We start from the raw sequence: 13,943 nt of genomic DNA, 5'->3' as shown, positions 1-13,943 counted from the left end.
CGCGTCCGAACTCTTCGGCCCGGCCCATGACCGACTCCATGATCAGTACCTTGGCGACGCTGGCGGCGTCGTAGTACTCGTCGTCGGCGAGCCCGCAGCGCAGGCCGCGTCCGGGGTCGTGGACGGCGACGGACACCGTGCTGTCACGGCCCTTGAGGGCGGCGGCGATGTCCGTGGACAGCCTCGCGGCCAGCGCGGGGTGGCCGGCGGAGGTACAGACGGGGGCCGCGGCGGCGGAGGCCCGGTGCACGGCCTCGGCGGGCGCGGCGACGCCCAGCACGCCGAGGACCGCGCCGAGGGCGACCCAGCTGCGCGGACGGGGACGACGGCTCCTGAACATGCACCCAGTCTCGGGAGCGCTCCGGTGCGAAGCGCTCCCGAACTGGTCCACCTGGCGCAAGCGACGCCCGGGCCGGCCCACGCCAGGTCGCGCCCGCCCCGGTCGGGACGGACGCCCGGTCGGGACGGACGCCAGGTCGCGCCCGCCCCGGTCGGGACCGTGGACGGCCCGACCGTCGACGGGCCGGTCCGTCAGTGGGCCGCCGACTCCCAGTCCTCGCCCACGCCGACCGACACGTCGAGGGGGGCGCGGAGCGAGGCGGCCGCGGACATCTGCTCGCGGACCAGGGCCTCGAGCTGCTTCCGCTCGCCCGGGGCCACTTCGAGGACGATTTCGTCGTGGACCTGGAGCAGCATGCGGGAGGCGAGACCGGCCTGGATGAGCGCCCGGTCCACGTTCAGCATCGCGACCTTCACGATGTCCGCCGCCGTGCCCTGGATCGGAGCGTTCAGCGCCATCCGCTCGGCGGCCTCGCGGCGCTGGCGGTTGTCGCTGTTCAGATCCGGGAGGTACCTGCGACGGCCGAGCATCGTCTCGGTGTAGCCCGTGGCCCGCGCCTCGTCGACGACGCGGCGCAGATACTCCCGTACCCCGCCGAAGCGCTCGAAGTAGGTGTCCTTCAGGGCCTGGGCCTCGCCCGGCTCGATGTTCAGCTGCTGGGAGAGGCCGAAGGCGGACAGGCCGTACGCCAGGCCGTAGGACATGGCCTTGATCTTGCGCCGCATCTCGGCGTCGACGGCGGACGGCTCGACGCCGAAGACCTGCGAGGCGACCGTGGTGTGCAGGTCCTCGCCGGAGTTGAAGGCCTCGATGAGGCCCTCGTCCTCGGAGAGGTGGGCCATGACCCTGAGCTCGATCTGGCTGTAGTCCGCCGTCATCAGGGCCTCGAAGCCCTCGCCGACGACGAAGCCGTGCCGGATCGCCCGGCCCTCGTCGGTGCGCACCGGCACGTTCTGCAGGTTCGGGTCGGTGGAGGAGAGCCGACCGGTCGCGGCCACGGTCTGGCTGAACGTGGTGTGGATACGGCCGTCGGCCGCGATCGTCTTGATCAGACCCTCGACCGTGGAGCGCAGCCGCGCCTGCTCGCGGTGGCGGAGCATGATCACCGGCAGCTCGTGCTCGGTCTGCCCGGCCAGCCACGCCAGCGCGTCGGCGTCCGTGGTGTAGCCGGTCTTGGTCTTCTTCGTCTTCGGCAGGTTCAGCTCGCCGAAGAACACCTCCTGGAGCTGCTTGGGCGAGCCGAGGTTGAACTCGTGCCCGACCGAGGCGTGCGCCTCCTTCACGGCCTGCTGCACCGCTCCGGCGAACTGCTGCTCCATGGCCTCCAGATGGGCCCGGTCGGCGGCGATGCCGTGCCGCTCCAGACGGGCCAGGAGCCCGGACGTCGGCAGCTCCACCTCGTGCAGCAGCTCCCGGGCGCCGACCTCGCCGAGCTTCTCCTCGAAGGCGTCGCCGAGGTCGAGGACGGCCCGGGCCTGCGTCATCAGGGCCTCGGCCTCCGCCGTGTCGTCGGCGCCGAAGGCGAGCTGGCCGTCGGCGGCGGACGCCGGCGCGAGCTCACGGCCGAGGTACTCCAGGGAGAGCGCGTCGAGCGCGAAGGAGCGGCGGCCCGGCTTGACGAGGTAGGCGGCGAGCGCGGTGTCCATGGAGACGCCGGCGACGCTCCAGCCGTGCTCGGGGAAGACTCGCATCACGCCCTTGGCGTTGTGCAGCACCTTGGGCCGGTCCGGGTCGGCGATCCAGGCGGCGAAGGCCTGCTCGTCGGCCTCGTCGAGCTCGGTGGTGTCGAACCAGGCGGCGGCGCCGTCGGCGGCGGCCAGCGCGATCTCGCCCACGTTCCCCGTGCCCAGCGCCCAGCTGTCGACCGTGGCCACACCGAGCGGCTTCGTGCCGTGCTCGGCGAGCCAGGGGGCGAGCTCGCCCGCGCCGAGGACCGAGCCGTCCAGCTCCACACCGGCGGCGGGCGCCGGGGCCTGCTCCTCGCCGGCGCCCGGGTCGACGGCGAGCAGCCGCTCGCGCAGCGAGGGGTTACGGATCTCCAGGGTGTCGAGGACCATCGCCACGCCCGTGCGGTCGTACGGCACGCGCTCCAGGTCCTGGACGGTGCTGGGCAGCTCGACGTCCCGCACCATCTCCGTCAGGACGCGGTTGAGCTTGACCGATTCCAGGTGGTCCCGGAAGTTCTGACCGGCCTTGCCCTTGATCTCGTCGGCGCGCTCGACCAGCTCGGCGAACGAACCGAACTGGTTGATCCACTTCGCGGCCGTCTTCTCACCGACACCGGGGATGCCCGGCAGATTGTCGGACGGGTCGCCGCGCAGCGCGGCGAAGTCCGGGTACTGCTGGGGCGTGAGTCCGTACTTCTCCTCGACCTTCTCCGGCGTGAACCGGGTCAGCTCGGAGACGCCCTTCGTCGGGTACAGCACGGTCACGTGGTCCGTGATCAGCTGGAAGGAGTCCCGGTCGCCGGTGACGATCAGGACCTCGAAACCGGCGGCCTCGGCCTGGGTGGCGAGGGTGGCGATGACGTCGTCGGCCTCGAAGCCGTCGATCGCGAACCGCGGCGCGCGCATCGCGTCCAGCAGCTCGCCGATCAGCTCCACCTGCCCCTTGAACTCGTCCGGCGTCTTGGAGCGGTTCGCCTTGTACTCGGGGAACTCCTGGGAGCGCCAGGTCTTGCGGGACACGTCGAACGCGACGGCGAAGTGCGTGGGCGCCTCGTCGCGGAGCGTGTTCGCCAGCATCGACGCGAAGCCGTAGATGGCGTTCGTCGGCTGTCCGGTCGCGGTCGTGAAGTTCTCCGCGGGCAGCGCGAAGAACGCCCGGTACGCCAAGGAGTGCCCGTCCATGAGGAGCAGGCGCGGACGGGTTTCTTCGGTCTTCTTCGATGCTGTATCAGCCACGGACACGATCCTGCCACGGACCACTGACAATCCCGCCCACAGCAGCCCTCGGGCACGCGCTGTCGGTGGCCCGTGACAGGATCGGAGACGTACGCCACACAATGACCGCTCAAGGGAGAGCGCGATGGTCAGCAAGCCCCCCGCAGGCGACCCGGTCCAGGACGCGCCGCAGGTCGAGCCGCCGCAGCACGCCGCCGCCGGCCTCGCCGCCGTCGCGCACACCCTGAGGATCTCGCAGGCGCAGATGGGCGTGCGGCGCACCGCGCGGACCCTGCTCAAGGTCAACCAGAAGGACGGCTTCGACTGCCCCGGCTGCGCCTGGCCCGAGGGCGACAAGCGGCACGTGGCCGAGTTCTGCGAGAACGGGGCGAAGGCGGTCGCCGAGGAGGCGACGCTGCGCCGCGTGACCCCGGACTTCTTCGCCGCGCACCCGGTGGCGGACCTGGCGAACCGCAGCGGGTACTGGCTGGGCCAGCAGGGCCGCATCACCCAGCCCGTCCATCTGGCGGAGGGCGCCGAGCGGTACGAGGCGGTGACCTGGGAGCGGGCGTTCGCGATCATCGCCGAGGAGCTGACCGCCCTCTCCTCCCCCGACGAGGCGCTCTTCTACACCTCGGGACGGACCAGCAACGAGGCCGCGTTCCTCTTCCAGCTCTTCGCCCGCGAGTTCGGCACGAACAACCTGCCGGACTGCTCCAACATGTGCCACGAGTCCTCCGGTTCGGCGCTCAACGAGACCATCGGGATCGGCAAGGGCAGTGTCTCCCTGGAGGACCTGCACCAGGCCGACCTGATCGTCGTCGCCGGCCAGAACCCGGGCACGAACCACCCCCGGATGCTCTCCGCCCTGGAGAAGGCCAAGGCGGGGGGCGCGCAGATCATCTCGGTCAACCCGCTGCCCGAGGCGGGCCTGGAGAAGTTCAAGAATCCCCAGACCCCGCAGGGGCTCCTCAAGGGCGCCTCGCTCACCGACCTCTTCCTCCAGATCCGTATCGGCGGCGACCAGGCCCTCTTCCGCCTCCTCAACAAGCTGGTCCTGGAGACCCCGGGCGCGGTCGACGAGGAGTTCGTACGGGAACACACCCACGGGTACGAGGAGTTCGCGGCGGCCGCGCGCGCCGCCGACTGGGACGAGACGCTCGCCGCGACCGGCCTCGACCGCGCCGAGATCGAGCGGGCCCTGGGGATGGTCCTCGCCTCGAAGCGGACCATCGTCTGCTGGGCGATGGGCCTCACCCAGCACAAGCACTCCGTGCCGACGATCCGCGAGGTCGTCAACTTCCTTCTGCTGCGCGGAAACATCGGCCGCACCGGCGCGGGCGTGTGCCCCGTGCGCGGCCATTCGAACGTGCAGGGCGACCGCACGATGGGCATCTTCGAGCGCCCCGCGCCCGCCTTCCTGGACGCCCTGGACAAGGAGTTCGGGATCGTCTCGCCGCGCCACCACGGCTTCGACGTGGTCCGCTCGATCCAGGCGCTCCGCGACGGCGAGGCGAAGGTCTTCTTCGCCATGGGCGGCAACTTCGTCGGGGCCACCCCCGACACGGAGGTCACCGAGGCGGCGATGCGCCGCGCCCGGCTCACCGTCCACGTCTCGACCAAGCTGAACCGCTCGCACGCCGTCACCGGCACGCGCGCGTTGATCCTCCCCACGCTCGGCCGCACCGACAAGGACGTCCAGGGCAGCGGAAAGCAGTTCGTGACCGTCGAGGACTCGATGGGCCAGGTGCACGCCTCGCGCGGCAACCTGCCGCCCGCGAGCCCGCACCTGCTCTCCGAGCCGGCGATCGTGGCCCGCATGGCCCGGGCCGTCCTCGGGGCCGGTTCGGCCACGCCGTGGGAGGAGTTCGAGAAGGACTACGCCACGATCCGCGACCGCATCGCGCGCGTGGTGCCCGGTTTCGAGGACTTCAACGCCCGCCTGGCCGCCTCCCCCGGCGGCTTCGCGCTCCCGCACGCGCCGCGCGACGAACGCCGCTTCCCCACGGCGACCGGCAAGGCCAACTTCACGGCCGCGCCCGTGGAGTACCCGACGGTGCCGGAGGGCCGGCTGCTCCTGCAGACCCTGCGCTCGCACGACCAGTACAACACCACGATCTACGGCCTGGACGACCGTTACCGCGGCATCAAGGGCGGCCGCCGGGTCGTCCTCGTCCACCCCGAGGACGCGGGGGCCCTCGGCCTCGCCGACGGGGCGTACACCGACCTCGTGAGCGAGTGGAAGGACGGCGTGGAGCGGCGCGCTCCCGGCTTCCGGGTCGTGCACTACCCGACGGCCCGGGGCTGCGCGGCCGCGTACTACCCGGAGACGAACGTCCTTGTGCCGCTGGACTCCACGGCGGACATCAGCAACACCCCCGCCAGCAAGTCCGTGATCGTCCGGCTGGTTCCGGCGGGGTCCGAGGGCTGACCGGCCCGGCTCGCGGTGGCGGGTGGCGGGCTCGGGCGACTGATCGGCTGCGGCTTGGGTGCGGCTCGCGGGCGGCTGGGGTGCGGCGGTTGCTCGGCAGGGTGGCCTGTTCTGCTCTGTCGGGGGTTCCGGGGCGTTCTGTATCCTCCACTCCCATTCACGGACGCCACGGGGGCTCCTGTTGTCCACTCCACCCTCCGCCGAGCCGCCACCGCCGGATCCCCCGGCCACACCGCCAACTCGCCCACCGGCACCGCCGGTTCCGCCGGTTCCGCCGGTTCCGCCGGTTCAGCCCGCTCGACAGGAGCAGTCGGCGCCGCCGCCCGAGCCGCAGGGGCCGTCCCTGAGCGATCTCGCGATGGAACGGATCGCTCCCGGCGCCGAGGTACCGCCCTCCCGGCGGACGCGGATCCTCGTCCGCGGGCTCGTGGTCATCGCCCTCGGAATCCTGGCGACGGCGGGCCTCGGACAGGTCGTCACCTACCTCTACGACACCCTCTCCACGGAGTCCCGGCTGCGCGCCGAGGACGACGCCCAGAAGCAACTGGACAAGGAGGAGGCGCCGTTCACGGCCACGACGGACGCCGACACCTCCGCGCTCGACAGCGACGACTGGACCCTCGTCCTCGACAGGACGATCACCCCGGCGGAACAACGCGAGCTGGCGGCCCTGGACATCGCCGTGCCCGACTACGGACGGAACGCGTGGCGGATCCTCGGGCCCCTCGGCGCGAGGGTCATCGGCGCGAGCCCCCGCCTGGCCGACGAGAGCCTCATGCTCGGGCCGACCACCGTCGTCAAACTCAACCTCTTCAGCGACCGGACCTCCCAGCTGTCGATCACCGACATGCGCGCGGTCGACGTCCGCTGTGCCCCCTCGACCGCCCGCTTCGTCCTGCGACACCCGGCCCAGGGCGAGGCGGCCTACCCAGGGGTCCTCTTCGACCTCCGGCGGAAGAACCCGGTTCCGGTCATCACCGACGAAGGTGACGATCAGGGCCTGCCGTACTTCGACCACCGGAAGATCGATCTCGGTGGCGGCAGCACACCCGGCGGCCTGCGGGTGGCGGCCACCGTCACCGAGCGCGAGAGCTGCGACTGGGAGATCGCGGCCGACTACCGGGACGCGGCGGGCACCCGCGGCGAGCTCCGGATCCGGGACGACGACGGCAATCCGTTCCGCGCGGAGGCGCCGCCCGTGGCGCCCGACCAGTACTTTCTGCTCCAGGTCCGCCCGTACCGGCTCGTCCCCTGCCACGAACCGCAGCACGCGGACGACCACCTCTGCAGGCTCTTCCTCCGAGGGTGACTGGGGGTGACTGGACCGCGCCCCGGATCCGTCTGGAACAATCGCCAGGCGCCTAAGCGTTTGCTCAGGCACGCACTGACGACGTACGAAGACGAACGGAGCCGGGCCGATGGGCGAGCAGCAGCACGTGAAGTTCCCGCAGGAAGTCCTCGACGAGTACGCCGCGCTCGGCGTCGACCTTCCCGCCCTGTTCTCGGCGGGCCACCTCGGCAACCGCATGGGCGTGCAGATCGTCGAGGCCTCGGCGGAGAAGGTCGTCGGCACGATGCCGGTGGAGGGCAACACCCAGCCGTACGGGCTGCTGCACGGCGGCGCCTCCGCCGTCCTCGCCGAGACCCTCGGGTCGATCGGCTCCATGCTGCACGGGGGCGTCTCCAAGATCGCGGTGGGCGTGGACCTGAACTGCACCCACCACCGAGGGGTCCGCAGCGGCCTCGTCACGGGTGTCGCGACCCCGGTCCACCGCGGCAGGTCCACTGCGACGTACGAGATCGTGATCACCGACGAGCAGGACAAGCGGGTCTGCACCGCCCGGCTCACCTGCCTGCTGCGAGAAGTCACGGCCAAGGACGCGGGGAACCTCCCGGACGCAGGCGCAACCGGCGGCGCGGCCTGATCACAGGCGGCCCGACCCCGCCACCGCAGACGGCCGGACCCGTCACCGCAGGCGGCCCGGCCCGCCACCACACCCGGCCCGGGACGGCGCTCCGTCCCGGGCCGTGCCGTGTCACGGCACACACAGAGTCACCGTCGGGGCCCCGAGTGCGGGCACCCGAGCCGGCGTTCTGCCCCCGGGAGCGGGCGCCGGTACCGGGACGAATCCCACGCTCGGGTGCCGGTTCGGGCCCGCTGCGGCGAAACCCGGTCTCCGGAGACGGAACGTCGGCTTCCGAACGTCGCGTCGCCGGGCTCCGGTACCAGCCTCCGGACGCCGGAACAGGGTCCGACCTGACTCACTCCACCAGCCACCCCCGGCCCTCTTGTCCCCGCACCCGACACCCGTTTCACTGACGCACCTCCCCCACAGGAGAGCACCGGTCCCACTCACACACCGAGGGGTTCTTCGTGACCGTCGTACGCTCCACCACCGTGGCGAGCGCCATCACCGCCGCGGCCTGCGCTGCCGCCCTCGCCACCGCGATCCCGTCCGCAGCGATCAACTCGTACAACGCCGCCCCCGCGCCCGAGCGCACCGAGGTCGGCGCGCTGGTCGCGACCTGGGACGCCGACGGCGACCCGGGCACGCCCGACCGGGTCGACTGGGTCTGCTCCGGCACCATGATCGACGCGGACACCTTCCTGACCGCGGCGCACTGCACCACCGACTGGCCGGAGAACGTCCGGTTCCACGTGTCGCTCGACCAGGACGTGCAGGCCGGCCTGGACAAGGCCGCCGCCGAGCACCCGGGCGACCCGACCGCCGTGGCGGAGACAGTCGCCGTCGAGGGCACCGCGCACAACCACCCCGCCTATCCCGGCCCGGCCTCCGACACCCACGACATCTCGGTGATCCAGCTGCCCGCCGCGAAGGTCGCCGAGCGCTGGTCCTTCAAGCCGGCCGCCCTCCCCGCCGCCGGCGCGCTCTCCGCACTCGGCCCACAGGGCCTCGACGACACCTCGTTCGTCGTCGCCGGCTACGGAACGCAGGAGGCGCGCCGCGGGCCCGGCGGGCACACCCACCCGGGCGGCGGCGTCCGCCTCAAGGCCCCGGTCACCTTCAACGCGCTCAACGACGCGTGGATCCGGCTCGCCATGAGCGCGCCGCAGGGCAACGGCGGTGCCTGCTACGGCGATTCGGGCGGCCCGAACTTCGCCACGCTCGACGGCAGGCTGACCCTGGTCGCCACCACGATCACCGGCGACACGCCCTGTTACGCAACCAACGTGGTGTACCGGCTCGACACCCCCGGCGCCCGCTCCTTCCTGGCGCCGTTCGTCCAACTGCCGTAGTCCGGACTGCTGTTGTGCCCGCACGCGGGATCCCCTAGCGTCCCACCCATGGGCTTCCCGCCGCGCGCACGCACGGACGCACGGACGTCCGTACGCGCGGGCGCACCGGCGTACGGACAGCCGCGCCCGCGGGCGTACGCACCGGCCAGGGCCGCACTCTCCGCGGCCCTGGCCGTCGGCGTTCTGACCGTGACCGCCGTCCTCTCCGGCTGCTCGCGCGACCACCCCGACCCCGCCCCACCGCAGGCCAGGACGGCCGTGGAGACCTGCACCGATCTCGTCGCGTACTGGGTCAAGGAGGCCCTGGTCGGGAGCAAGTGGGCAGGGCTCGACTGGGAGCAAAAGGGGCTGTCCAACGAGCAGTTGGTGATACACGACGAAATCCTCGCGCTCGCCCGCGCCCAGGAGCGCACCCGAGGCCGCGAGGCGGCGTCGGAATTCGTCGACAAGGAGACCCGAAGACGGTGCGCGTCGGCGAACGGCGCGACCGGAAGCTCGGAGAACTGGAAGCCCCCGCCGTAACACTCCGTAACATTCGCGCAATGAGAAAACGGAGCCCTGCACTCAGCGTTCCGTCCGCTGACATTGGGCGACTGTCCGATATCCGGAGACCCTCACGGGCGGCCCGACAGGAGCAAGATCCGCTCAAGCCCCTTAGCGGAACTGGGCATTCTCACCATGCGGACACCGGCGTGCTGACCGAATTGCGCCAATTTACCCACCCCCTGTCCACCTCCTCTCCCCCTCGCGATAACAAGACAGTCACATCCTGACCTCGCCGCTCCCCACCTCCTCCACCTGCGCTTAGAGTCACCGCCAGTTACCGCGCCGCCGGGCGCGTCCACTGCACGGCCCTGCATCACCCAGTCATCCCCAGTACGGCCCGGCATTCACAAACGGCACCTCCAGCTCCATGCTTCACGGCACCGCCTCAGCTCGAGGGGGCCGCGCCAGGGAAAGGATTCATCGTGCGACACCGTTCCTTGCTCATCCTCACCACCGTGATCACCACGGGAGCACTCACCCTCACCGCCTGCGGTTCGCGCGACGACAAGGGCGGAAGCGACAACTCCAGCGGCGGCACCACCGTCGTCATCGGTGTCGACGCGCCGCTGACCGGCTCGCTCTCGGCGCTGGGTCAGGGCATCAAGAACTCCGTGGACCTGGCGGTCCAGACCGCCAACAAGAACAAGGAAGTCCCGGGCGTCACCTTCAAGATCGAGGCCCTCGACGACCAGGCCGTCCCGGCCACCGGCAAGGCCAACGCCACCAAGCTCGTCGGCATCAAGGACGTCCTCGGCGTCGTCGGCCCGCTGAACTCCGGCGTCTCGCAGTCGATGCAGGCCGACTTCGACAAGGCCAACCTCACCCAGGTCTCCCCGGCCAACACCAACCCGTCCCTCTCCCAGGGCGACAACTGGGGCAAGGGCGAGTTCAAGCGCCCCTTCAAGACCTACTTCCGTACCGCCACCACCGACGTCATCCAGGGCAAGTTCGCCGCGAACTACCTGTTCAAGGACGCCGGCAAGAAGAAGGTCTTCGTCGTCAACGACAAGCAGACCTACGGTGCGGGCCTCGCCGCGATCTTCTCGGACGAGTTCAAGCGCCTCGGCGGCACCGTCGTCGGCACGGACTCCGTGACGGTCAAGGAGACGGACTTCTCCTCCACCGCCAACAAGATCAAGGGCTCGGGCGCCGACTCCGTCTACTTCGGCGGCCAGTACCCCGAGGGCGGCCTGCTCTCCGACCAGGTCAAGAAGGCCGGCGCCAAGATCCCCACCATGGGCGGCGACGGCATCTACGACCCCGAGTTCATCAAGGCCTCCGGCGAGGCCAACGACGGTGACCTGGCCACCTCGGTCGGCTTCCCCGTCGAGAAGCTCCCGACGGCCAAGAAGTTCATCGCCGACTACTCGGCGGCGGGCTACAAGGACCCGTACGCGGCCTACGGCGGCTACTCCTACGACGCCGCGTGGTCGATCATCCAGGCCGTCAAGGCCGTCGTCGCCGCCAACGACGGCAAGCTCCCCGACGACGCCCGCGCCAAGGTCACCGAGGCCATGTCGAAGGTCTCCTTCGAGGGCGTGACCGGCAAGGTCTCCTTCGACCAGTACGGCGACACGACCAACAAGCAGCTCACCGTCTACCAGGTCAAGAACGGCGCCTGGGTCGACGTCAAGTCCGAGACCTTCCAGGACTGACACCCCGCACTGCCCCGCACACGCACCACCTGAACCAAGCCGCGCGAGGGCGCAAACAGCGCCCTCGCGCGGTGTCATATCCGACACGCTCATCGGAGGCCCTGCGGTGAACGAACTGCCGCAACAGCTGGCCGACGGCCTTGCCCTGGGGGCCCTTTACGGCCTCATCGCCATCGGTTACACGATGGTCTACGGCATCGTCCAGCTCATCAACTTCGCCCACGGCGAGATCTTCATGGTCGGCGGCTTCGGCGCGCTCACGGCATACACGATCCTGCCCGAGGGCACCGCCCTCGTGATCGCGATCCCGATCATGCTGATAGGCGGCGCGGTGGTCTCCGTGGCCGTCGCCACCGCCGCCGAACGCTTCGCCTACCGTCCCCTGCGCGGGGCGCCACGGCTCGCGCCACTGATCACGGCCATCGGTCTGTCGATCGTGCTCCAGCAGCTCATCTGGGGTTTCTACCCGGGAGCCAAGAGCAAGGTCACCTTCCCCGAATTCAAGGGCGGACCCTTCGAGATCTTCGACGGCCTGTCGATCTCCCGCGCCGACACGTTCGTCCTCGTCGCCGCCCCCGCGTGCATGCTCGCCCTCGGCCTCTTCGTCTCGAAGAGCCGCAGCGGCCGCGCCATGCAGGCCACGGCGCAGGACCCGGACACCGCGAAGCTGATGGGCATCAACACCGACCGCATCATCGTGATGGCCTTCGCCATCGGCGCCGCGTTCGCCGCGGTCGCAGCGGTCGCCGAGGGCCTCGACAAGGGCCAGATCCGCTTCGAGATGGGCTTCCTGCTGGGCCTCAAGGCCTTCACCGCAGCAGTCCTCGGCGGCATCGGCAACATCTACGGCGCCATGATCGGCGGCGTGGTGCTCGGTCTCGCGGAGACCCTCTCCATCGCCTACGTCGAGCACATCCCCGGGATGGCGCAGTTCGGCGGCGGTGCCTGGAAGGACATCTGGGTGTTCTCCCTCCTCATCCTGGTGCTCCTGTTCAGGCCACAAGGTCTGCTCGGACAACGCGCCGCGGACAGGGCGTGATCGCGATGACCACCGACCTCACCAAGACCCCCGACACCCCCGAGACTCCCGCGGAGTCCGGCACGCCGGCCCCCGAGAAGACCGACGCCAAGGCGCCCGGCCTCCTCCACTGGATCGTCGCCGCCGGTGGCCTCGCCACCGTCGCCAGCACCTTCCTCGCCTGGACCTACACCACCGAGTTCCCCGGCGACCTCACCGTCACCGGCTACCCCGGCGGACTCCAGCTCCTCACCCTCGTCGGCGGCCTCCTCCTGACGCTCTTCGCCCTCTCCGGGCTCGGCGTCAAGGGCCTCGGCTGGCTCACCCCCGCCGGATCGACGAAGGCACTGCAGTTCCTCGCCCTCGGCACGCTCGGCACCACCTGGTACACCGTGATCGCCATCGCGGCCCAGCTCGGCGGCATCGCCCACTGGGAACCGGGCGCCTACGTCGCCTTCGTCGCGGCACTCATCCCCCTCGCCGCGTTCCTCGTCAAGGACGACAGCCACAAGGCGGCGAAGCCCCGGGAGATCCCCTCCTGGGCGGAGATCCTCCTCATCGTCGTGGCCTTCGCCATCGGCATGTACGCCGTCACCTACGGCATCTCCACCGAGTACCCCGAGCTGTTCCTCGGCTACCTGCTCCTCGTGGGCTTCGGCGCGGCCGCCCTCAACAAGGCCGGCCTCATGGGCCGCATCTCCGCCCTGGCCTCCAAGAACAAGCAGGTCGCCGCCGTCGCCGCGTTCGCCGCTGCGGCCGTCTTCCCCTTCACCCAGACCACCGACACGTTCACCGTGATCGCCGTGCAGATCCTGATCTTCGCGACGGTCGCCCTCGGACTGAACGTCGTCGTCGGCCTGGCGGGCCTGCTCGACCTCGGTTACGTCGCCTTCCTCGGCGTCGGCGCGTACACCGCCGCCCTCGTCTCCGGGTCCACGGCCTCCGCGCTCGACATCGAGCTCCCGTTCTGGGCCGCCATGATCATCGGAGCGCTCGCCTCGCTGATCTTCGGCGTGATCATCGGCGCTCCGACCCTCCGGCTCCACGGCGACTACCTCGCCATCGTGACGCTCGGCTTCGGAGAGATCTTCCGTATCACCGTCAACAACATGGACGGCGACAACGGACCCCAGATCACCAACGGCCCCAACGGCATCCCGAACATCCCGGCGCTGAACATCTTCGGCTACGACTTCGGCGAGACCCACACCATCCTCGGCGTGGAACTCGGCAGCTACGCCAACTACTACCTGCTGATGCTGCTCGTCATGGTCTTCGTCGTCCTGGTCTTCAGCCGGGCACAGGACTCCCGCATCGGCCGCGCCTGGGTCGCCATCCGCGAGGACGAGACCGCCGCGACCGCCATGGGCATCAACGGCTTCAGGGTCAAGCTCATCGCCTTCGCCCTCGGCGCCACCCTCGCCGGCGTCGCCGGCACCGTCCAGGCCCACTTCCAGGGCACGGTCCTCCCCGAGATGTACGTGTTCGCCGGCCCCGTCGCCCCGAACTCCGCGTTCCTCCTCGCGGCCGTCATCCTCGGCGGCATGGGCACCATCCGCGGCCCGCTCCTCGGCGCGGCGCTGCTCTTCCTCATCCCCGAGAAGCTGGCCTTCCTCAAGGACTTCCAGCTCCTCGCGTTCGGCCTCGCGCTCATCCTGCTGATGCGCTTCCGCCCTGAGGGCCTCATCCCCAACCGGCGCGCCCAGCTCGAGTACCACGAGCACGAGGAGAGCGCCGACAAGCTCGACGTACCGGACCAGCGGCCGCCCGCCGACCCGATCGTCGGAACCTCGAAGGCGGGTGCGTGAACGC

General features: G+C 70.6%; 9 protein-coding genes. 8 read left to right on the top strand and 1 reads right to left on the bottom strand.

The features are described 5' to 3' along the window. Positions 1 to 531: 531 nt before the first annotated feature. Positions 532 to 3,243 (bottom strand): DNA polymerase I, encoded by a 2,712-nt coding sequence (gene polA / locus ACGFYP_RS25410; protein ID WP_393497770.1) that lies wholly within the window; start codon positions 3,241 to 3,243, stop codon positions 532 to 534. Between the two features lie 124 nt (positions 3,244 to 3,367). On the opposite strand from polA, the gene ACGFYP_RS25405 reads away from it, so the two are divergent. The 8 genes from ACGFYP_RS25405 (at position 3,368) to ACGFYP_RS25370 (ending at position 13,939) form a co-directional block, all read left to right on the top strand. Then, complete coding sequence (locus ACGFYP_RS25405) at positions 3,368 to 5,653, top strand: FdhF/YdeP family oxidoreductase (protein ID WP_393497767.1); 2,286 nt, start codon at positions 3,368 to 3,370, stop codon at positions 5,651 to 5,653. Between the two features lie 358 nt (positions 5,654 to 6,011). Beyond that, positions 6,012 to 6,962, top strand: a complete 951-nt coding sequence (locus ACGFYP_RS25400) for a hypothetical protein (RefSeq protein WP_393497764.1) — start codon at positions 6,012 to 6,014, stop codon at positions 6,960 to 6,962. Positions 6,963 to 7,071: 109 nt separating this feature from the next. Beyond that, on the top strand, positions 7,072 to 7,578 hold the full coding sequence (locus tag ACGFYP_RS25395; RefSeq protein ID WP_361958309.1) for a hotdog fold thioesterase: 507 nt from the start codon (positions 7,072 to 7,074) through the stop codon (positions 7,576 to 7,578). 449 nt (positions 7,579 to 8,027) lie between these two features. Next, entirely contained in the window at positions 8,028 to 8,912 is an 885-nt protein-coding gene (locus tag ACGFYP_RS25390) for a trypsin-like serine protease (RefSeq protein WP_393497761.1), read from the top strand. Between the two features lie 48 nt (positions 8,913 to 8,960). Beyond that, positions 8,961 to 9,434, top strand: a complete 474-nt coding sequence (locus ACGFYP_RS25385) for a hypothetical protein (protein WP_393497757.1) — start codon at positions 8,961 to 8,963, stop codon at positions 9,432 to 9,434. A gap of 446 nt (positions 9,435 to 9,880) precedes the next feature. Beyond that, positions 9,881 to 11,113 (top strand): branched-chain amino acid ABC transporter substrate-binding protein, encoded by a 1,233-nt coding sequence (locus ACGFYP_RS25380; RefSeq protein WP_393497754.1) that lies wholly within the window; start codon positions 9,881 to 9,883, stop codon positions 11,111 to 11,113. Positions 11,114 to 11,219: 106 nt separating this feature from the next. After that, positions 11,220 to 12,152, top strand: coding sequence for a branched-chain amino acid ABC transporter permease (locus ACGFYP_RS25375; protein WP_361958297.1), 933 nt, complete (start codon positions 11,220 to 11,222; stop codon positions 12,150 to 12,152). Between the two features lie 5 nt (positions 12,153 to 12,157). Continuing rightward, on the top strand, positions 12,158 to 13,939 hold the full coding sequence (locus tag ACGFYP_RS25370; RefSeq protein WP_393497891.1) for a branched-chain amino acid ABC transporter permease: 1,782 nt from the start codon (positions 12,158 to 12,160) through the stop codon (positions 13,937 to 13,939). Positions 13,940 to 13,943 lie beyond the last annotated feature (4 nt).

Origin of the sequence: Streptomyces sp. NPDC048370, from assembly GCF_043200825.1 — a bacterium.
Lineage (GTDB): Bacteria > Actinomycetota > Actinomycetes > Streptomycetales > Streptomycetaceae > Streptomyces.
Note: the sequence above shows the minus strand (reverse complement) of the source record. Positions and strands in the feature narration are given on the sequence as shown.

Coding starts and splice junctions, on each gene's coding strand:
- ACGFYP_RS25370 (WP_393497891.1), top strand. CDS start 12,158: ATGACCACCGACCTCACCAAGACCCCCGACACCCCCGAGACTCCCGCG.
- ACGFYP_RS25405 (WP_393497767.1), top strand. CDS start 3,368: ATGGTCAGCAAGCCCCCCGCAGGCGACCCGGTCCAGGACGCGCCGCAG.
- ACGFYP_RS25400 (WP_393497764.1), top strand. CDS start 6,012: ATGGAACGGATCGCTCCCGGCGCCGAGGTACCGCCCTCCCGGCGGACG.
- ACGFYP_RS25385 (WP_393497757.1), top strand. CDS start 8,961: ATGGGCTTCCCGCCGCGCGCACGCACGGACGCACGGACGTCCGTACGC.
- ACGFYP_RS25395 (WP_361958309.1), top strand. CDS start 7,072: ATGGGCGAGCAGCAGCACGTGAAGTTCCCGCAGGAAGTCCTCGACGAG.